Source organism: Kutzneria kofuensis (assembly GCF_014203355.1).
In the GTDB taxonomy this organism is placed as follows: domain Bacteria; phylum Actinomycetota; class Actinomycetes; order Mycobacteriales; family Pseudonocardiaceae; genus Kutzneria; species Kutzneria kofuensis.
On the sequence record NZ_JACHIR010000001.1, the window covers coordinates 4,273,211 to 4,291,421 of the forward strand.

Genomic DNA, 18,211 nt, shown 5'->3' on the forward strand with positions numbered 1-18,211 from the left:
GCAGAATCGTGACATGAGCGAACCGACGCCGTCCGTGCCGGTGGTCCGGCTGCCCTCCCGCCGGGTGGTCGCCGGCGTCGTGTTGCTGCTGGCCGGCCTGCTGGCGGCCGGCGGCACCTTCGGGAGCATCTACAACCTGACCGTGCTGGTCTCGCTCGGGCTGTCCTCGTTCGACCACACCTTCGCGGTCACGTCGTGGACGACCGAGTTCCCCTCCTACGGGCTGCCGTTCGGCGAAACCAGCCGCGCCAACTACTTCGGCGTGCCGGTGATCGTGGCCGCGGTGCTCGCGATCTACGCCGCGAACCTGCTGCTGCGCGGCAGGGATCCGCTGCACCGCCTGGTCCGGATCCGGCTGTTCGCGGTCGCGGCGACGGCGCTGATCGCCGGCTACATCTGGTTCGCCGTCACGAATCTGATCGACTCCATCGACACGAACGCCGGCTCCACCACGTTCACCTACGGTCCGGGCCCGGGCATGTGGCTGCTCATCGCCGCCGGGCTGGTCGGCGCCCTCGGCTGCGTGCTGCTGCTCGGCCTGGTGCCGGGCGCCGCCGCGGCCCAGCTGCCGCCGGCGGACGAGGCGATCGTCTACCAGGTCGACGTGGACACGCCACCGATGGGCTTCGAGGTGCCGGTCAACCTGCCGCCGACCGACACCTACCAGCCGCCGGAGAAGCCCGAGCAGCGCTAGAACACCGAAAGCCCGCTGGCCGTGGTGAACGCGTCCAGCGCGGCGACGGCCGCCACCGAGTTGCCGGCCGGGTCCAGCGCCGGGCTCCAGGCGCAGACCGCGCCCCGACCCGGCATGATCGCCAGCACTCCGCCGCCGACGCCGCTCTTGCCCGGCAGCCCCACCCGGTACGCGAACTCGCCGGCCGCGTCGTAGGTGCCGCACGTCAACAGCACGGCGTTGATCTGCTTGGCCTCGCTCCGTGACAACAGCCGCTCGCCGTCGGCGCGAACCCCGTGCCGGGCGAGGAATCGGCCCGCCAGCGCGAGATCACGGCAGCTGGCCTCGATCGCGCAGTGCTCGTAGTACTGCGCCAGCACGGCGTCCACGTCGTTGTCGAGGTTGCCGTGGCTGGCGATGAAGTGCGCCAGCGCCGCGTTGCGGTGCCCGTGCTCGGCTTCCGACGCGGCGATCGCCGCATTCGTTGCCAGGTTTGGGTTCTCCGACTCGGAACGGAGAAACCGCCGGACGTGCTCGGCCGCGTCACCGGTCAGGCCGAGCAGCCGGTCGGTCACCACGATCGCGCCCGCGTTGATGAACGGGTTGCGGGGGATGCCGTGCTCGGTTTCCAGCTGCACCAACGAGTTGAACGGATTGCCGGACGGCTCGCGGCCCACCCGCCGCCACAGCGCGTCGCCGCCCTCGGCCAGCACCAGCGCCAGAGTGAACAGCTTCGAGATGCTCTGGATCGAGAACGGCCGGTCGGCGTCACCCGCCTGGAACACCTCGCCGTCGACCGTCGCCAACGCCATGCCGATCGCGTTCGGGTCGGCGCAGGCCAGAGCGGGAATGTAGTCCGCGACCCGCCCGTGCCCGAGATGTGTCCGCGCCGCGTCCACGGCGTCGTCGATCAGCTCCTGGTAGTTCACGCCGCCATTGTGCTGGTCGGGGCGGATCGCCCCGACCAGCGGCAACGCTATGGGGCGGCCTCGACGAGGGCCGGCGCCGGCAGCGGGTCCGGTTCCGGCCGGCGGCGGCTGACCAGCCACCATCCCAGCGCGATCACTGCGATGATGCCGGGAATCGAGTAGAAGGCGATCTCCTCGGCGCCGCCGGCGAAGCCCATCATCACCACGATCAGGCCGAGGAAGGCGAGCGCGATCCAGTTCGTCACCGGCGCTCCCGGCATCCGGTAGCTCGGCCGCACCAGTTCGCCGCGCAATGCCGCCTTGCGCATGCGCATCTGCGCGATCAGCACCATCGCCCACACCGTCACCACGCCCAGCGAGGAGATGGCCGTGACGATGTCGAACGCCTCGGACGGCACGAAGTAGTTCAGCACCACGCCGCCGAGGTAGATCAGCGAGGTGAACAGCACGCCGCCGTAGGGCACGTGGTTCGCGCTCATCTTGCCGGTGAAGGCCGGGGCCTCCTTGCGGTCGGCCAGTGAGCGCAGCACGCGGCCGGTGGAGTACAGGCCCGAGTTGCAGGACGACAGGGCCGCGGTGAGCACGATCGCGTTCATCACGTCCGCCACCCACGGCACGCCGAGGTTGCTGAACACGGTGACGAACGGGCTGACGCCATTGGCGTACAGCGAGCTCGGCAGCAGCATGGCCAGCAGTAGCACCGAACCCACGTAGAAGATGCCGATCCGCCAGAGCACACCGTTGATCGCCTTCGGCATCACCTTCGCGGGGTCCTTCGCCTCGCCCGCGGCGATGCCGACCAGCTCGATACCGGCGTACGCGAAGACGACGGCCTGCATGACGATCAGCGTGATGCCGAAGCCGTGCGGGAAGAAGCTGCCGCCGTCGGCGACCAGGTTGGCCGGGCCGGCCGGGTGGCCGCCGACGCTCGTGGCGCTCACCACCAGGCCGATGCCCACCAGCAGGAACGCGATGATCGCGGTGACCTTGATGACGGAGAACCAGAACTCCAGCTCACCGAACAGCTTCACCGACACCAGGTTGACGGCCAGCAGCGCGCCCAGCGCGATCAGGGCGGTGATCCACTGCGGCAGGTCCGGCAGCCATCGGTGCACGTAGACGCCGACCGCGGTGATCTCGGCGATGCCCGCCATCGCCCAGTTCAGCCAGTACATCCAGCCCGCCGCGAAGCCGGCCCACGGGCCGATGAACTCACGGGCGTAGGTGATGAAGCTGCCCGAGGACGGCCGGTAGAGCACCAGTTCGCCCAGGGCCCGCATGACAAAGAACGCGGCGGCGCCGCACAGCGCGTAGGACAGGATCAGGCCCGGTCCGGCGGTGTGCAGGCGGCCACCGGCGCCGAGGAAGAGGCCGACGCCGATGGCGCCGCCCATCGCGATCATCTGCACCTGGCGGTTGCCGAGGGACTTCGCGTAGCCCTCGCCGCCGTGGGAAGAATCCACGGAACGGTTTCCCTTCGGTACTGCGAAAGGCGTCGGAACCGCCCCCGGCCCCGGCGCTGGAGAACTCGACCTGGGTGGGCCGACTTACCCACCCGATGATTGGTGGGACTGTAGTGACGGTCTCCGGCGCTGTTCCATTCCGTTTGATATAGCCTTGACGTGACGCATATCACTCGACCGGATCTGGCTGGTCGGAGGTCAATTCGGGCACCGTCGGGCGGCCAAAACTCCCCGGTAGCGAAGACGGGCAGCTTTCGCTGCCCGTCAATAGCTGAGCTTCAGGCGAAGTATGTCGGTACGCCCTTGAATCCGCGTCCGATCCGCACCTTGATCGACGGATGCACCTCCCGGTCGTCCGAGTCGGCGATGACGTGCCTCGGGATCAAGCACACCCGACCGGCCTCGTCGCCGGCCTCTGCGCCACCGCGATGCTGCCCGCCGCCGGTGCGTTCGGGTCGTTCAGGTGATCGGTGCGTGTCATGCTCGTCCGTCTACGGCTGATGAGTGGCCAGCCGTACGACGTCCGGGTTTATCAAACCGTCCAGTTCGGAGAAGGGCACTGTTGCGACTGCCCGCCCGCAGCCGTACGAGAACAGGTAGTACTCCGCGAAATCGAATTGCATGGAGTCCACCCGCATGCCGACCAGCATGGAGTCCTCGAAGCTGGTCGGCGTCGTTGGGCCGGTCGGTGACTGGCCACCGGCGAGCAGCGTGGCCGCGTCCGTGGTGCACGAGGGATCGCCGGCCGATCCCTTGATCCTGGGGGCGATGACACCAGCCAGTCTGGTCGCGCCTGCGGCGGTTCTGGCGGTCGGCAAGAACAGTTGATCCTTGGCGATCACCTGCCACGTGTCCGTGCGGATCAGGGTCCAGTCGCTCACGGTGAGACCGTGGGCACCACCGCCGTACCAGTTCCCGGAGAACTCGACAGCGGCGATCAGGCCGATCCGCTGGACCGTCGCCTTCTCGGTGAGTTCGAGTCCGGCGCCGGCATCCTCCGGAACGGTCTGGTCGGCCGCCGTCGCGAAATCGTCGATGTTCTTCCTGGCGCGGTCCCGGAACATGGTGTTCACCACCCGTATCGCTTGCGTGTCGGGCCCGGAGAACTCCGGGACACCGACGCTGACCTTGTATGCCGCGCCGAAGTCGCCGGTCTCGTTGATGTTGGTCGTCTTGACCGTATAGCTCCAGACGTTCGCCGCCGGCATCGGTGTTCCGGGATTCTTCGACGTCCAGAAACCGAAAGCGAAGGCCGCGACGATGAGCACGAGCGCGGCGGCAACGACCACGATCTTCCGGCCGACACCCATCTGGCGACCCTTTCCCGGTGAACGGACAACGCGGCGATTTCGGCACGGCAGGACGTCAACCGCAGGAGGCGTCAGGGGCGGCGCAGTCCTGCCAGGCCATAGGGTTGTTCGGGCCCCGGCCGAACGGACCGAACAGGATGTGCTGAAGCGGCCGGTCAGGCGCCGATTCGAGAGTCAGTGGCTTGCCGTGGTTGTCGAAGGTGAAGGTGGACTGGTCGTCCGCGGTGGCGTAGTCGGCGGTGAAGTCCCAGGAGCAGGACTGGCCGTGTTCCCCGACGGCGGTGACGAGCAGGGCCCCCGGGGTTGCCCCCGCGCCGAGATCGATCTTGTGTTTCGCGAAGTAGTCGTGATCGACGACGCCGTTCTCGTTGACCTGTGACAAGGGTTTGTCGGGAGTCCGCAGGTTGAATCCGATGCCGTCCACCGACGCGTTTCCGTGCGGTGGGTACTCGATCAGGCTGACCGCAGTGCTGGGTGTGCACTTGACGTGCGACACCGAGATGTTCTCGATGGTCAGGGTCGTGCTTCGATCACTCAGTAGCGACAGGCGGAATGTCTCCACGGAGCCGTCCTCCTCAAGACCGGGCGGGTGGTACGCCCTGTTGATCAGCCGACCACCGAGAGGGCGCAGGTAGTTCCACACGGCCTGACCGTCCGTCCCGTCGATCTTCTCGAGGCCGGTGAGCTCCTCGGGCGTCAGCTTGCGGTCCAGTGCGACGGTCCAGAGGTTCGGCACCTTGGTGTCGAAGAGGTACTGGGCGGTGAACGGCGGGCCCTGGCTGTCCACGACCTTCGTCGCGTTCTGTTGGGCCTCCGCGTTGGGGACCGCCGTCTGGATGCGGTACCAGTTGTCGCCCAGCATGTAGGCGACGAGCACGGCCACGACGATCACCGCGACAAGAGCCACACGCTTGGGGGTGAGCCTCAGCGTGTGCACAGTCATGTTGCCGCCGGCCGTGTAGGTCGGACTGTTCCTTATGTACTCGGCCTGCTGGACGGGCCCGGCGATGTCCCGGGCCTGCACCGCTGCGCCCTGCACGCCCCCCGAAACCTCGTTGGTGGTGTTCCCCTCCTCCCGCCGGCCCGCGCCCGCCGAGGGCTCCTGGCCCGGGTGCCCCATTCACCCCACCCCTCCCGCTGGTGCTCGTGGACACTCCATACCGGTGGCGGGACATGATCACTACCGCAAATTCGGTACAACTCCCGTGACCAAGGGCGAAACGACGAGGAGGCACCCGGCCGACGCCGGGTGCCTCCTCGTCATTGACGGCCTGCCGGTCAGGGGATGTGGATGCCCGAGATGGCGCGGGAGATCACCAGGCGCTGGATCTCGCTCGTGCCCTCGAAGATGGTGAAGATCTTGCGGCTGCCCAGGTCCAGGCCCTGGCATGGCTTCTGACCTGGGACGGGCGTAGTTGTTGATCAGCGTCATTTTTCGTTGTCTACCGGCCCTCCACGGCCTGTAGACGGCCTGGCGGCTCGACGGGCGCCATCGAGGGCGTGCGGGCTGACCTTCTCGATACGAACGGTCGGCGACCAGGTTTCTGCTGGTCGCTCGGGGCATCGGGAAGCTGCTGACGGCCGGCAATGGTCGCTTACGGTCGCTGTACTTCACTGCTGTACGGGCCCGTCCCCCGCCGGCCTACTCGCTCAGCCCATCCAAGGGCGTCACGCGCCAGCCTTCGCCGCCGGCGGCGACTGGCGTCAGCCTCACCTGGACTTCCCGGCCACAAGGGAGTGGGCTCGCGCCATCCCGGCGATCTGGCGTAGCCCGATCACGCGTGTCAAGGCGCACGCACCTTCGCACGTACCACCAGCTCTGGCGGGCATGGCCCCCTTGATACGCGTGACGCCCCTCTAGAGAAGTCGACGGGTGGCGCGGTCAAGGTCCACACCCGTACCCAGCGCGCGGTGTTGTCGTCAATCCTGTTGGCCTGCCCGTCCGGCGAGGACATATCGTGTTCGGTCTAGCCGAAGGCGGAGCCCAGGGAGGTAGCAGTGGCGGTCCCGAAGCCAGCCGCGATCAAGGAACCGTGCAGTAAGGCCAGACTGACCTTTGCTGCTAACTCTGATGATATTCGCAACTACTACCACATTCATCAAGCCTTGAAGTCGGCAAAAGCAACTCGACAACAGCTGGTAACCTTTGATAAGGCAATGTACGTCCTTGTGGCGGCCTTATGGGAATCGTATTGTGAAGACGTCATCTCGGAAGCGCTGGATCTTCTGGCAAAACACGCATATAGTCCGGCGGACTTGCCGCTAACGCTTCAAAAAGTAATTGCGAGTGATCTGCGAAGTGATAAGCATGAGCTTGCGGTCTGGAAGATTGCCGGCGATGGGTGGAAGGATTGCCTGAGGCAGCGCCTTGACTCCTTGAGAGGGCCGCGCGAGTGGTTATTCAATTCGCCTAAGAGTTCGAGTGTTGACGATTTGTTTGCTAGATCGCTCGGCATTGAACGCATATCGGACAGTTGGCGAGTCAATGATCTGAGCGTGGAAGAGGTGCGGAAGGCTCTGGATCGGTGTATCGCTATTCGTGGTGCGATTGCTCATCGCGCAGGAACGGCGGACAGTCAGGCTTCTAAGATTGGCGTGAAACGATTTATCAATCTGGTCATTTCTCTTGTCAGATCGACGGACATGGCGATAGAAAACGTCATCAGGAGCTGTACGGAATTGTCTGGCTGGCAAAATATCGGTAATCAATCAAAGCTGGAAATGGGGTCAATCGCCGCTATTTAACGCCCTTTGGGTGCGGATCGCTCGATGATAGGTGAGCTGGCGTACCTGATTGTGTTGCGAACGATCGTCGGACCTAGTCGTGGCTTGGAACACGCCGAATTCGCGCGATCGGCGTTCGGTCCGACTGGCGTACAGAGTTGGGCCAGTCGGCTCATGCGCCACCTGTCGCTGCTAGTGGCGCGCGTCTCAGCCCGCGAAGCTCGCAACCTGACAGGTTCGAGGTCTGACTTGCCATTGTCTCCTGACACCTTCCGCCACTCCACATAGCCTGGGACATTCGCGAACAATAATGTCCACTGTGGACGGTTGCTAGCCGTTGTTTGCCATCGTTGATGAGGGAAAAGTGCGGATGAGATCCACATTGTCCGCACACAACCGCGCGCCGAGTGGCCTTCGGGGCAGTCGCCGTCACGACTGCCCTCACCACATCGAACACACAATCGAACCCGGGCCTTGTTACAGTTGCACGCCACCTGTTACGCTCGGTCACCAAGGTTATGGCGAGAGGGTTGCTGATACTCCATACAGGTGGTCTACCTGCCGTGCAAGCGTAACGCTATCCGCTGTTCGCCGACGGTAACTATCGGAGCAGGCTCGGCCAGAGTGCAGTTGGTTGGACCACAAGATCCGCGCAAGCGAGACGTGGGGTGTCGTGACCAGGTGGCATCAGAACAAGACGATCAACGCTGCCATCCAGGAGCTGGTTGACGCAGGCTGGACAGTGGTTGAGCAGGGGCACCGATACCGCATGTGGTGCCCCTGCAACGAGATGTGGATCCGCGTGGACGGCACGCCAAAGAACCCTGAAGGGCACGCCAGACGCATGCTCCGGGAGGCTGCACGGTGCCCCGACCGTCACGACCTCAGCGGTCAACCGAACAGGCGTAACACCTGATGGCTGTTTCGCGTTAGAAACAGTGATGGTAACTTGGTGCCTGACGGAAGGTGGGGGTCATGACTGAGTTTGAGTTGATCTTTGCCGTGGACCAGCTGACCGACGACGCCATCGACGCGATCTACGACAGGTACGACGCGCTAGTGGCGGGTCACGGCGACATGACGCTACTTACCGTGACCGCCGAGGGTCCAACACCTGTCGCGGCCGGCAAGACGGCCGTTCGCGATCTAGAACTATTAGCAGGCGTCATAGTGCAGCGCTGTTATGAAGACTTGGTCAACCGGAAAGACATCGCCGAGCGGTGCAATGTCTCTCCCCAGGCGGTCGGCCTGTGGATACGTGGTGATCGACAGCGTAAGCATCCGTTCCCTCAGCCATTTAACCTTGTCGGCGGAGGGGTTTGGCTATGGGGAGAAGTAAACGAATGGCTCCGACGGACCTATAAGCCGCAAGATGATGTTCACTACCCATGTCGCGACGACTATGCGGAAATAAATCGTTGGATAGCAGAACATCGTGCCCAAAAGAGGATGCTCCACGTCGATTTCAGCTGGTCGTCACAGACGCAAGTAGCAGCAGGAGCCGTTGCGGCAATACCGCCTCACATTGAACGCCCTAATGAGACACCCTTTGAGCCAGGTGGCGACTGGGTGACAATTGAGCGCAGAACCGAGAGAGTGGGCTACAGGTGAGCGTGGCGCCGGCTGTCGAAGAACTACTTAAGTCAGCAGCGCTCGACAAGGTCGAATACTATCAGATTTCGGCCCGGGCGCTAGACAAGACAACACCCAGCCGTGCGGAGCCATCGGGTTCCACCCCGGACGCGCCGAGTGAGAATGAAGCGACCCCGGAGGGTGAGGAACGCCAGGACTGGCACCTTATGATCAGGGTGAAGCCGCACGAGCTTGGGCTGCGAGCGCGCTTAAAGGTCGAAAATGATGACACCCGAATAATTGTCGACGCTGCTGCCCTCTATAAGGTAGGAGCGGAAGAAGTGCCACCAAAGGAAGTGGTCGTAGAGTTCATCAAAGTTGAAGCTCTTCCGACCCTAATTCCGTTTATTCGAGAAGCAGCATTCGACTCCGCTCGACGACTCGGCGTCACCCCTCCGAATATTCCACATCGCACGCCAAAAGAGATAGTTGACGCTATTCAGAAGGACGCCAAGAATGTTCTTGACCCAAGAAGCAAGGAAGTGGATAAATAGCTGTTGCCCTACTTGCGGTCAAGCATGATATGTGCACATGTAACGCCATTAATGTTTTGCATGGCCTATTCTTGCGAGTTTGCAGTCAACGAATCTTCTGTTGACGCCCCGTATCTTGATGGATTATTTAACTAGAGCGCTACGGCAGGCAGTACGTACGGCTTCTCGTATCGCTCAGGGAGGGGCCTCGCGCCATCCCGTCGACCTGGCTCCGCCCGATCACGTGTGTCAAGGGGGCACCTCTGCCTAGGTCGGCGGCGGGCGCTGGGACTGCCCCCTTGACGCGCGTGATTGCCCTCGGGGAGGTCGACGGGATGGCGCGGAGCTAGGCCCCTCCCGAACCGCAGCGTGCCCCGTTCCCCCGCCATCCTGTTGGCCTGCCCGTCCGGCGAGGACATTTCTTCTGCGCAACGCGGCTCGCGGGGGCCGCCGGACGGCGGGTGGGTGGCGGAGCCGGGCCCCGACCGATCGGCCGAGCGGCCCCCGCAAGGGGGCCGCCTTGATGAAGAGAAGAAACTGTGAACACGGTGGGCTCCAGGGCCGGCTCCTAGGATGATCGCCGTGGAGCTGGTGGCGTGGGCGTACGGCGTGGCGCAGGGCCTGCTTCAGGCGCCCTTGCCGAGACGGTGGGCTCACGTCCAAGGAGTCGCTGAACAGGCACGTCGGTCCGCCGTCCTGTTTGGGGATGACGGTGATCTGGTGGTCGCGGTGGCGGTGCTGCACGACGTGGGCTATGCGCCGGACATTGCCGAGACAGGGTTCCACCCGCTCGATGGGGCACGGCACCTGAGGGCGATCGGCGCACCGGATCGGCTGGTGCATCTGGTGGCGCATCACTCCTGTGCGGTGCTGGAGGCAGAGTTGCGCGGGTTGTCCGACGAGCTGGCGGAGTTCGAGGATGAGAAGACGCCGCTGCGGGATGCGCTGTGGTGGGCGGACATGACGACAACCCCGGATGGCACGCGCACGACGATCACGGATCGGGTTGCGGAGATTCAGCAGCGCTACGGGCCGGAAGACCTGGTGTCGTGCTTCATCCGCTGGGCGTGGCCGGAGCTACTGGGGGCGGTTGAGCGCACGAACGAACGGTTGGAAGCTGCGGGGATCGGTCAGTCGTAGTACGGCGCAGCCGATGCAGTCAGCCCGTGGTTGATGCGGAGCCGGACGGATGGGTAAATGTTCAGGCCGTCCAGCTCGGCCGGCTCGACCCAATGGACTTCGCGGGACTCGCTGCTCGTTCGAGGCTCGCCTCCGACTGGGCTGGCGCGGAAGCAGACGGAGAACTCCTGCCGGACCTCGCCGTCGTCGTAGCTGATGACGTGCGCGGGGTTCGAGTAGATGCCGACCAATCCGGTGACCTCGATGTCGATGCCGGTCTCTTCGAGGGTTTCCCGGACGGCGGTCTGTGCGATGGTCTCCCCCACGTCCTGGCCGCCGCCGGGAATGGCCCAGAGGTCGTTGTCGGTCCGCCGGATCATCAGCACACGGCCGGCGTCGTCCTGCACGAAAGCGCTTGCGGCGGGAACGATGCTGTTCGCCTTCGGCGCGGCGGGGTCGTTCAGGTAGTCCCTCTTCGGCACGTGTCTTGCCTACCACTTGGGCGGCTTGGCTGCCTTCCACACGGTCTCGAAGCTCTCCGAGTAGGAGTCGAACAGGTCCCCCGCTGATAGCCGGCGCAGGTGGAGGGCGGGCGCGTGGGCGGCCTGGAAGCCGTAGATGTGCGGGTTGACGATCATCTCGTCGTCGAACCGGTAGAGCGAGTTGTAGAGCGTGGTGCCGTGGCACCGGATGTCGATGCCGGGCTCGCCGTCCAGCGGCCGGAAGAACGCGAGGGTCTGGCCGATCTTGGCCGCGATGGCGTTCTTGCCGATCCCCTCCTCCGTGCTACGGCGGACGACCTCCCGACTGGCCGGATCGCCGAACAACAGGCGGATCCGTGCGCCGGCCTGTGCCTTCTCCCGGAAAGCCTTGATCAGGTTGCGGTCCTCGGTGAGGAACATCCCCACGTACACCAGCACCTCGACCTCTTCGGCAGCGTTGTCGATCAGGCGCGACCACAGCTCGCGTGGGATCGAGTTGCGGTGGGGATAGACCTTGATGACCTCGGACCCGCCGATCTCAGTTGCCCGCTCGGGCGCGACGGCGTCCGGCCAGAGGTAGTTCTCGGCTTCGCGGACCAATGCCGCGATGGCGTGCCGATGCTTCGCGTACGGCGTTCGTCCCTTGGTGATCCACCGCTCCACGGTCTTCGGATCGACTCCGATGCCGTTCGCCACCTGTTCAGGTGTCAGCCCGTTGCGCAGCAGAGCATCGCGTAGGCGCTCGTTCGGCATCTCAGCTCCGGGACAAGTAGGGACGTCTTGAGGCTAGCAGGACGTCCTCAGAAATCCCGTCGTGCGGTGCTCGCGTCCTGCCGATCGGCCGAAAGTGGACGTTGAAACCGATCGCCGGAGAGCCGGCGGGCAGACGGGAGACGACGCTATGACCACTGCATCCGGAAGCCGGAACGCGAGGAGCCGTTCCGCGGCTCGCCTGTCCATTGCGAACGCGTGACCGGGCAGGACGGCGAGATGCGCGACCTGGTGCACGTCCACCTGACGGCGGACCTGCCGATGCGGGCCAATGCGTTGCCGTTCGCCGATCGGGTCGAGATCAAGCTCGGCAAGGCGTTCCCGGTTGCCTTGATCATCGACCGTCGGGCCTTGGACCACCTGGAGGAGGCCATTCGACAGGGCCGTGCCGGCCTTGCGGCGGCGGAGACCGGGAAGGGGGTGTCCTGATGCTGGTGCTGTGCCGCGAGAAAGACGGCAAGCCGATGGTGGCAGAGGTCGGGTGGTCACAGGTTCCGGTGACGGTGACGGACGTCAGTGAGTTCCACGTGACGGTGAGGTTCGGCGATGGGGCCGACCAGTTGAACCTGGTGTTGGCCCGGGACGTCGCGGCGCGGCTCGTTGCTCGGCTCCTGCCGTTGATGGCGAAACACGTCACCTGGCTCGTCAAGCGGGGCGAGGGCTGATGGCCGATCTGCTTCGGCTCGTGCCATTCCACAAGGAGATCTAGAGATGCCGCACACAAGCACAGTTCGCAATCGTGCCGTGGAGGTGCGAGCTGCTGGCTTGCCGGACGAGCTGAAGACGTCCAAACACCGCCGTGAGTTGTTGGAACTTGTGGCAAAGCTCTGCGAGGCCCGGCGCCCCGACGGCGTCGCCTCGATAGCCACGCGTGTCGGTTGGGTGTTGAACAAGGCTGCGCTGCACTTCGCGCTGGCTGCTGCCTGCGTGGCGATGGCCGAGCTGTACAGCGTCGAAGCGAAAGCGGTGCGTCGGCAGCTCAAGGACAACAGGCCAGACCTGGTGGCTGGCCGTCACGCCGCGAAGGCGCTCGGACCAGCTGAACTGGCCGGTCTGCTGTCAGGGCTCGGCGCTGAGCCGGAGCTCGTCGACGAGAAGGCGCACTGGTATGCCGCGCGCCTGGCCGTGCTCGAAGCGCTAACCAAGAAGTTCAAGCAGGGGGCTGATTGGGAGCGGAGCATCGCGCAGGGCCAGCAGCGTCGCGGCGACAGCTTGATGGTCGGCAGGGCGAGCTAGCAGCGGGACGCGGTCACAGAACCATGCACGTCGAGGGGACAAGGGTGGCGAACGAAGTGCAGTGGACTGAGGAGGACTGGAACGAGTTGCGCGCCCTGTCCTCGCGAGTGGAAGCCCAGCTCAGGGAGGTCAGTCGTCGCCTTGATCGCGTCGAGGAGCACCTGGGCCTGACTGACCGAACACCGCCGACTCGACGGCCGCAAGACGGTCGGTGATCTCGGCCAACGATTCGCTCATACGACGGAAACTGTCCAGCAGCTCACGCGGGGTCGTCGCCGGCTCAGCGTGAGCTGCTGGCTTCTGTACGACGTAGGTGCCCTCACCGTGGCGCGTCACGACCAGGCCCTCATCCTGCAAGCTGTCGAGTGCCTTGCGGATGGTCATTACGGCGCGGCCGTACTTCTCGGTCAGCTCGGTGAGCGACGGAAGCTTGTCGTTGATCTCCACCGCGTCCGACGCGATGAACTGGCGGAGATCGTCAGCGATCTGTTGGTACGCCGGTCGCCGGTCGGTCGGGTCCAAGGTCATGGGCATGACTGTACCGCCATAGCTAGCAGAGATACATATCACCCGATCGGACTAGGCCTTACAGTACTAACACTGCTAGTACAGCTGGTAGTGTCGTTCTCGTCAGGTTGAGAACGACTCCAGGAGGCAAGGCCATGCAGCAGATCCCGGTGAACCTGAGCGGCTACAAGCTCATGGTCACGGAGGAGCCGGCGATGAAGACGCGCACCGTGGACGGGCGGGACGAGTTCGTCACCGACCAGAACGGCGTCACCATGTTCGTCGTCGGGCTGTTCGCGAAGCAGCGGCCGGCGGCCGGTCAGAAGGCCCCGAAGGGCGAAGAGATCAAGGTGACCCTGACCGCTGACCCGGGCGAGGGCTTCGAGGACGGCACGTACGTCGAGTTGATCGACGCGACGGTCACGCCGTACTCGTTCAAGAACGACAAGGGCGAGACCGTCTCCGGTATCGCCTTCAAGGCGACCGGACTCAAGCCGCTGGGCTGACCCTCACCACTCTGGGCCGAGGGCTGATTTCTCACTGATCATCTAAGCCGTTTTCTTGGGCTGCTTGTTCTTTGGCAATTCCACAGTGGGCCGAACCATGCCTGAAACCGGTGCTGTCGTAGCGCACCGGTGGCTTCGTTGGCCCCCGGTCGCACAGATGCCCGGGGGCCTTCGTGGTCGACCACGAGAGCGGCCAGTTGAGCGTGAACGCGTTGTGCGGCAAGGCGTCCCCGCCTTGCTCGGCTGACAGATTCGGCCCCGAACCAGGGGTGATCGCCTATGTAGCGTCTCGCAGCCAACGAACCACGCCGCACGGCGCCTTCCCCTGGTCCGGGGTCTTCCCTTTCGCAAAGGAAGCAGGGGTGAGGCTATGGGCATCGTGCTGGCCGCGTCCAGTGCGACCCCCGGATCGGCGAATGTCCTGCTGGTCCTCGGTGTGGTCGCTGCGGGTGCCACGGCGTTCTTCGTGATGCGGTGGCTCGGGAAGGTCCTCGCGGCGGTCCTGGAGATCGCCGCCGTGATCTTCCTGGTGTGCAAGGCAATCAAGAGCGTGGGCGTCGCCGTGTGGTGGGTCCTGTCGACGATCCGACGGTTCTGGCGGACCTCGGCCGGCGTTCTCGCGCTGGCTTACCTGGTCTCGCTGGTCGGATGGGTGCCGCTGGTGATCGCCCTGGTCACGGCTGCATTGGGCTGCGTCGTCTGGTGGCACGAACACGTGACCACCTTCGAGCGCTTCATCAGCCGGCGGCTGCGGTCCTGGTGGCTGCGGTGGACGATCTACCAGCCGCGCTGGAAGAACTGGGTACGTTCCTGCGGGTTGGCGGTGTACGCCCGTGGCGAGAACCTGGCCGAGCTGGGGCTGCCGTCGATCAAGGCGGTGCGGTCGGGGCCGTCGTGGGACGAGGTGATTGTCCGCCTGGTGCCCGGTCTGACCGTCGAAGACGTCGAGCAGTCCACCCGGGCCTTGGCGGTCGCTCGCGGTGCTGATCGGTGTCTGGTGCGGCAGCTCGGGCCGTCGACGGTGTCCCTGGACTTCCAACGTCGTGACGTGCTGGCTTCGCTGGTCGACTGCGCCACGTTGGACGTCGACGCCGCCGGCACCGATGTCGACCTGGAACGGGTCTACGCGGGGCTGAGCGAGTACTCCCGGCCTTGGCACGTGCCGCTCCTGGCCTGCCACTGGTTGGTGGGCGCGGAGTCCCGGGCAGGCAAGAACTCCTTCACCTGGCAGGTTCTGCGCTCGGTCGCTCCGGCGCTGCGTGACGGCCTGGTCGTGGCACACGCGATCGACCCCAAGGGCGTGGAACTGGCGTACGGGCGCAAGGTGTTCACCACCTACACCGATACGGCGGCTGGCGCCCTCGAACTGCTCGACCATCTGATCGACATTGCCAACGCTCGTAAAGCTGAGCTGCGGGGCAAGGCGCGAAAGGTCGTCATCTCGCGTGAGCAGCCGCTGCACCTGGTCGAGTTCGACGAGATCGCGGCGTTGTCGAAGTACGCCGGCTCCCAGGTCAAGGCCAAGCTCGATCAGCGGGTCGGGCTGCTGCTGACGCAGGCGGCCGCGCTGGGTGTGTGCCTTCGCGGGTACGTGCAAGACCCCGCCAAGGACACCGTGGCGTTCCGGGACCTGTTCACGCGGCGGCTGTGCCTGCGCGTACCGACCGAGCAACAGGTCGACATGGTCCTCGGCGATGACGCCGTCAAGCGCGGGGCCTGGGCACACCGGATTCCGCAGACGCCGCAGGGCAAGGGCGTCGGCTACGTGTTCGGAGAGGGCGTCCGGGAACCGATGCGGGTCCGGATCGGCTGGAATTCCGACCCCTCGATCAAGGAACTGGAGCAGTACGTCACGGCACGCGGACAGGTTCTCGCGCTGCCGGCTGCCGGCCAGACCGATGCCGTCGCCTGAACCGCTCAAACCGTTGACTTCCAAGGAAAGGCAGTCTGCCATGTCCACTCTGGACAAGCTCATGAACGCCTACCGGTCCCACTTCGCGGGCAGGGACCTTCCGGAACCCAGTTCGGTGAACTTCCACGTCGCCCCGGACCGGATCGACGTACAGCCCTTCAGCACGGACGACGTGACGCACCTGGTGAACCTGCTCCGCTGGGCACAGACCCTGAACGGGGTCACCGGCCGACAGTGGCGAACTCCAGGATCCGACAGCCTGCACATCCATCTGTCGGGCCGAACCGACAGCGGAACAAACGTGACGGTCTACGGCGGAATCCCGTACCCGCACGTTGACGGCCTGGTGCGGCTCGCGCCGGGCGAGTCGGAGTCCGTGACCCCTGACGAGGTCTACCTGCTTGCCGATCTTCTCCAGCAGGACGCTGCCTGACGCAGAGAGAGGGGCCGTCGTGTCGGTCGACAAGGTAGCGACCGGGATTCGGTTCGCCGTGGCCGCCGTGCTCGGGCTGATCGGCGCGGCGGCCGGCTTTACCCACACCCACGATTGGGCGGCGCACCACGGTCAAACCGGGTGGCTGGCGTGGGCGGATGCCGTGGTGATCGAGGGCATCTCGGTCGTGGCGGCGTTCGAGATCCACCGAGACCGGCAGACCAATCGGCGGGCTCGGTTCTCGCTCCCGGTCGCGGTGCTGATGGCGGGATTCCTGGTGCAGATGTCCGCCCAGGTCGCTGAGGCCGAGCCGACTCCGGCGGGCTGGCTGTTGGCGGCGATGCCGGCGCTGGGGTTCTTGACGGTGGTGAAGCTGCTTATGCGGCGACTGCCGAGCGAACCGACAGGGCCACAGGCTGAGCCTGAGCCAGCGGCCGTCGAGGGCAAGTCCGCGGTGACCTCGCCACCGTCACGGCTGCGTCTACCAGCACCGATGGCAGCCAAGGTCACCTCGGCCGTCGCGGCTGCCCGGTCTGAAGGGCGGGAGCCGACCATCGCGGATGTGCAGCGCGCGGCCAACGTCTCGGACGGAATGGCCAGCCAGATTCTCGCGTCGCTGACGGCGCAGTAGTCAGGGCCAGGCACGGCAGAAACGTCGTGCCTGGCCCCTTTTTTTGCCCAAATCAAGTTGATCAAGGGGGCTGTTGTGGCTGTGACCCCGTTGTCTCTGGACGAGCGGATCGCTCGTCGTGTCCAGGCCGTTGACTTCCAGGCATGGCGCGCCAAGGTCGAGCGAGTCGGCGGCTGCCTGCACCCGGTCCGCATGTCGGGCGCGTGGCAGGTTCAGGACCAGGCCGGCGAGGTCCTGGCCGCACGGTCCGGGCACATCTTCGCCCCGTGCGGCAACCGGCGGGAGTCGGTCTGCCCCACCTGCTCGGACCGGTACGCGGCCGACGCCTTCCACCTGATGCGGGCGGGCCTGTCCGGCGGGGACAAGGGCGTTCCGGTGTCGGTGGCCGAGAAGCCTCGGGTGTTCGCGACGCTGACGGCTCCCTCGTTCGGGCCGGTGCACAACCGCCGGACCTCGGCGCGCGGCCGAACGATCCCGTGTGCGTGCGGGGAACGCCATCACGAGGCAGACCCCCGGGTTGGGGCGCCGCTGGACGCCGGCACCTACGACTACGTGGGCGCGGTGCTCTGGCAGGCGCACGCCGGCAAGCTGTGGCACCGGTTCACCATCGCCTTGCGCCGCAAGCTCGCGCACGCGGCCGGGCTCACGGTCCGCGAGTTCAAGGACCACGCGCGGCTGTCGTACGCCAAGGTCGCCGAGTACCAGCGGCGCGGCCTGGTCCACTTCCACGCGATGGTCCGCGTCGACGGGCCCGGCGGACCAAGCGACCAGACGCCGGCGTGGGTGACGGCCGAGCTGCTGACTGATGCGATCGTTGCGGCGGCCGGCGCGGTCCAGCTCGACATCAGCCGGCCTGACGGTGCACCGTTCAGCCTCACATGGGGTCGCCAGGTCGACGTCCGTCAGATTCGGCCGACCGCTGCGGCTGAGGTCGAGGACGAGCGGGGCGAGATCTCCGAACAGCGCCTGGCGGCCTACGTGGCGAAATACGCCACCAAGGGCACCGGAAAGAGCGAAGCCGCGGACCGACCGATTCGTGGACAAGTCGACATCGATCACCTCGACGTCACGCCACACCACCGCCGGATCATCCAAACCTGTTGGGACCTCGGCGGCCTCGCCGAATACGACGAACTGAACCTGCGGAAGTGGGCGCACATGCTCGGCTTCCGGGGGCACTTCCTGACGAAGTCGAAGTACTACAGCACGACGTTCAAGGCCATTCGCGGAGAGCGCTCGGCGTTCCGGGCTGAGCAAGCGCTCGAACGCCTCGGCGTCGATCCGGACTCCGTGGTCGTCGTCAACCACTGGGACTTCGCCGGCATCGGCTACGCCAACGACGCAGAGATGGAGCTCGCGCACGGCATAGCCGAACGAAAGCGGCAACTACGCAAGGAGGGGAGGTAGCGA

Annotated in this window: 20 protein-coding genes; 13 read left to right on the forward strand and 7 right to left on the reverse strand. The window is 65.4% G+C overall.

Going from position 1 to position 18,211, the window contains the following annotated elements:
• Positions 1–13 precede the first annotated feature (13 nt).
• Complete coding sequence (locus tag BJ998_RS19740) at positions 14–694, forward strand: hypothetical protein (RefSeq protein WP_184863718.1); 681 nt, start codon at positions 14–16, stop codon at positions 692–694.
• Here BJ998_RS19740 and BJ998_RS19745 read toward each other — a convergent pair.
• From BJ998_RS19745 to BJ998_RS19760, 4 genes are all read right to left on the reverse strand, one after another.
• On the reverse strand, positions 691–1,602 hold the full coding sequence (locus tag BJ998_RS19745; protein ID WP_312890221.1) for a glutaminase: 912 nt from the start codon (positions 1,600–1,602) through the stop codon (positions 691–693). The genes BJ998_RS19740 and BJ998_RS19745 overlap by 4 nt on opposite strands.
• A gap of 47 nt (positions 1,603–1,649) precedes the next feature.
• The gene (locus tag BJ998_RS19750) at positions 1,650–3,065 is read right to left on the reverse strand and encodes an amino acid permease (RefSeq protein WP_376775877.1); all 1,416 of its coding nucleotides are present in this window, start codon (positions 3,063–3,065) and stop codon (positions 1,650–1,652) included.
• 491 nt (positions 3,066–3,556) lie between these two features.
• Entirely contained in the window at positions 3,557–4,375 is an 819-nt protein-coding gene (locus BJ998_RS19755) for a hypothetical protein (protein ID WP_184863722.1), read from the reverse strand.
• 55 nt (positions 4,376–4,430) lie between these two features.
• The gene (locus BJ998_RS19760; RefSeq protein ID WP_184863723.1) at positions 4,431–5,495 is read right to left on the reverse strand and encodes a hypothetical protein; all 1,065 of its coding nucleotides are present in this window, start codon (positions 5,493–5,495) and stop codon (positions 4,431–4,433) included.
• 878 nt (positions 5,496–6,373) lie between these two features.
• Between BJ998_RS19760 and BJ998_RS19765 the strand changes: the two genes are divergently transcribed.
• The 4 genes from BJ998_RS19765 to BJ998_RS19780 all read left to right on the forward strand — a co-directional run bounded on the left by BJ998_RS19765 (position 6,374) and on the right by BJ998_RS19780 (position 10,344).
• Complete coding sequence (locus tag BJ998_RS19765) at positions 6,374–7,120, forward strand: HEPN domain-containing protein (RefSeq protein ID WP_184863726.1); 747 nt, start codon at positions 6,374–6,376, stop codon at positions 7,118–7,120.
• 954 nt (positions 7,121–8,074) lie between these two features.
• The gene (locus BJ998_RS19770; RefSeq protein ID WP_184863728.1) at positions 8,075–8,710 is read left to right on the forward strand and encodes a hypothetical protein; all 636 of its coding nucleotides are present in this window, start codon (positions 8,075–8,077) and stop codon (positions 8,708–8,710) included.
• Positions 8,707–9,225, forward strand: a complete 519-nt coding sequence (locus BJ998_RS19775; protein WP_184863730.1) for a hypothetical protein — start codon at positions 8,707–8,709, stop codon at positions 9,223–9,225. Before BJ998_RS19770 ends, BJ998_RS19775 begins: the two co-directional genes overlap by 4 nt.
• 561 nt (positions 9,226–9,786) lie before the next feature.
• Positions 9,787–10,344, forward strand: a complete 558-nt coding sequence (locus BJ998_RS19780) for an HD domain-containing protein (protein ID WP_312890223.1) — start codon at positions 9,787–9,789, stop codon at positions 10,342–10,344.
• Here BJ998_RS19780 and BJ998_RS19785 read toward each other — a convergent pair.
• Both BJ998_RS19785 and BJ998_RS19790 read right to left on the reverse strand, forming a co-directional pair.
• Positions 10,335–10,805: an NUDIX hydrolase gene (locus tag BJ998_RS19785; RefSeq protein WP_184863734.1), complete on the reverse strand. Its 471-nt coding sequence runs from the start codon at positions 10,803–10,805 to the stop codon at positions 10,335–10,337. The two genes, BJ998_RS19780 and BJ998_RS19785, sit on opposite strands and share 10 nt — an antisense overlap.
• Before the next feature lie 9 nt (positions 10,806–10,814).
• Positions 10,815–11,558, reverse strand: coding sequence for a DUF5919 domain-containing protein (locus BJ998_RS19790; RefSeq protein ID WP_184863736.1), 744 nt, complete (start codon positions 11,556–11,558; stop codon positions 10,815–10,817).
• 216 nt (positions 11,559–11,774) lie between these two features.
• On the opposite strand from BJ998_RS19790, the gene BJ998_RS19795 reads away from it, so the two are divergent.
• From BJ998_RS19795 to BJ998_RS19805, 3 genes are all read left to right on the forward strand, one after another.
• Positions 11,775–12,005, forward strand: coding sequence for a hypothetical protein (locus tag BJ998_RS19795; protein WP_246489984.1), 231 nt, complete (start codon positions 11,775–11,777; stop codon positions 12,003–12,005).
• Entirely contained in the window at positions 12,005–12,241 is a 237-nt protein-coding gene (locus tag BJ998_RS19800) for a hypothetical protein (protein ID WP_184863738.1), read from the forward strand. The genes BJ998_RS19795 and BJ998_RS19800 overlap by 1 nt, the downstream gene beginning before the upstream one ends.
• Before the next feature lie 100 nt (positions 12,242–12,341).
• The gene (locus tag BJ998_RS19805) at positions 12,342–12,812 is read left to right on the forward strand and encodes a hypothetical protein (RefSeq protein ID WP_184863740.1); all 471 of its coding nucleotides are present in this window, start codon (positions 12,342–12,344) and stop codon (positions 12,810–12,812) included.
• Positions 12,813–12,941: 129 nt separating this feature from the next.
• On the opposite strand, the gene BJ998_RS19810 is transcribed toward BJ998_RS19805, so the two are convergent.
• Positions 12,942–13,340, reverse strand: a complete 399-nt coding sequence (locus BJ998_RS19810; protein ID WP_184863742.1) for a GntR family transcriptional regulator — start codon at positions 13,338–13,340, stop codon at positions 12,942–12,944.
• A 134-nt stretch (positions 13,341–13,474) separates the two neighbouring features.
• Between BJ998_RS19810 and BJ998_RS19815 the strand changes: the two genes are divergently transcribed.
• The 5 genes from BJ998_RS19815 (at position 13,475) to BJ998_RS19835 (ending at position 18,208) form a co-directional block, all read left to right on the forward strand.
• Positions 13,475–13,825 carry a hypothetical protein gene (locus BJ998_RS19815; RefSeq protein ID WP_184863745.1) on the forward strand — a complete coding sequence of 117 codons (351 nt, stop codon included), beginning with the start codon at positions 13,475–13,477 and terminating at the stop codon, positions 13,823–13,825.
• A 370-nt stretch (positions 13,826–14,195) separates the two neighbouring features.
• Positions 14,196–15,737, forward strand: coding sequence for a cell division protein FtsK (locus tag BJ998_RS19820; RefSeq protein ID WP_184863747.1), 1,542 nt, complete (start codon positions 14,196–14,198; stop codon positions 15,735–15,737).
• A 40-nt stretch (positions 15,738–15,777) separates the two neighbouring features.
• Positions 15,778–16,170, forward strand: coding sequence for a hypothetical protein (locus BJ998_RS19825; protein ID WP_184863749.1), 393 nt, complete (start codon positions 15,778–15,780; stop codon positions 16,168–16,170).
• Positions 16,171–16,189: 19 nt separating this feature from the next.
• Positions 16,190–16,801 carry a DUF2637 domain-containing protein gene (locus tag BJ998_RS19830; RefSeq protein ID WP_184863751.1) on the forward strand — a complete coding sequence of 204 codons (612 nt, stop codon included), beginning with the start codon at positions 16,190–16,192 and terminating at the stop codon, positions 16,799–16,801.
• 81 nt (positions 16,802–16,882) lie between these two features.
• Positions 16,883–18,208 carry a replication initiator gene (locus BJ998_RS19835; RefSeq protein WP_312890224.1) on the forward strand — a complete coding sequence of 442 codons (1,326 nt, stop codon included), beginning with the start codon at positions 16,883–16,885 and terminating at the stop codon, positions 18,206–18,208.
• The last annotated feature ends 3 nt before the right edge of the window (positions 18,209–18,211 follow it).

Coding starts and splice junctions, on each gene's coding strand:
- BJ998_RS19825 (WP_184863749.1), top strand. CDS start 15,778: ATGTCCACTCTGGACAAGCTCATGAACGCCTACCGGTCCCACTTCGCG.
- BJ998_RS19760 (WP_184863723.1), bottom strand. CDS start 5,495: ATGGGGCACCCGGGCCAGGAGCCCTCGGCGGGCGCGGGCCGGCGGGAG.
- BJ998_RS19820 (WP_184863747.1), top strand. CDS start 14,196: ATGGGCATCGTGCTGGCCGCGTCCAGTGCGACCCCCGGATCGGCGAAT.
- BJ998_RS19740 (WP_184863718.1), top strand. CDS start 14: ATGAGCGAACCGACGCCGTCCGTGCCGGTGGTCCGGCTGCCCTCCCGC.
- BJ998_RS19790 (WP_184863736.1), bottom strand. CDS start 11,558: ATGCCGAACGAGCGCCTACGCGATGCTCTGCTGCGCAACGGGCTGACA.
- BJ998_RS19815 (WP_184863745.1), top strand. CDS start 13,475: ATGCAGCAGATCCCGGTGAACCTGAGCGGCTACAAGCTCATGGTCACG.
- BJ998_RS19755 (WP_184863722.1), bottom strand. CDS start 4,375: ATGGGTGTCGGCCGGAAGATCGTGGTCGTTGCCGCCGCGCTCGTGCTC.
- BJ998_RS19800 (WP_184863738.1), top strand. CDS start 12,005: ATGCTGGTGCTGTGCCGCGAGAAAGACGGCAAGCCGATGGTGGCAGAG.
- BJ998_RS19810 (WP_184863742.1), bottom strand. CDS start 13,340: ATGACCTTGGACCCGACCGACCGGCGACCGGCGTACCAACAGATCGCT.
- BJ998_RS19770 (WP_184863728.1), top strand. CDS start 8,075: ATGACTGAGTTTGAGTTGATCTTTGCCGTGGACCAGCTGACCGACGAC.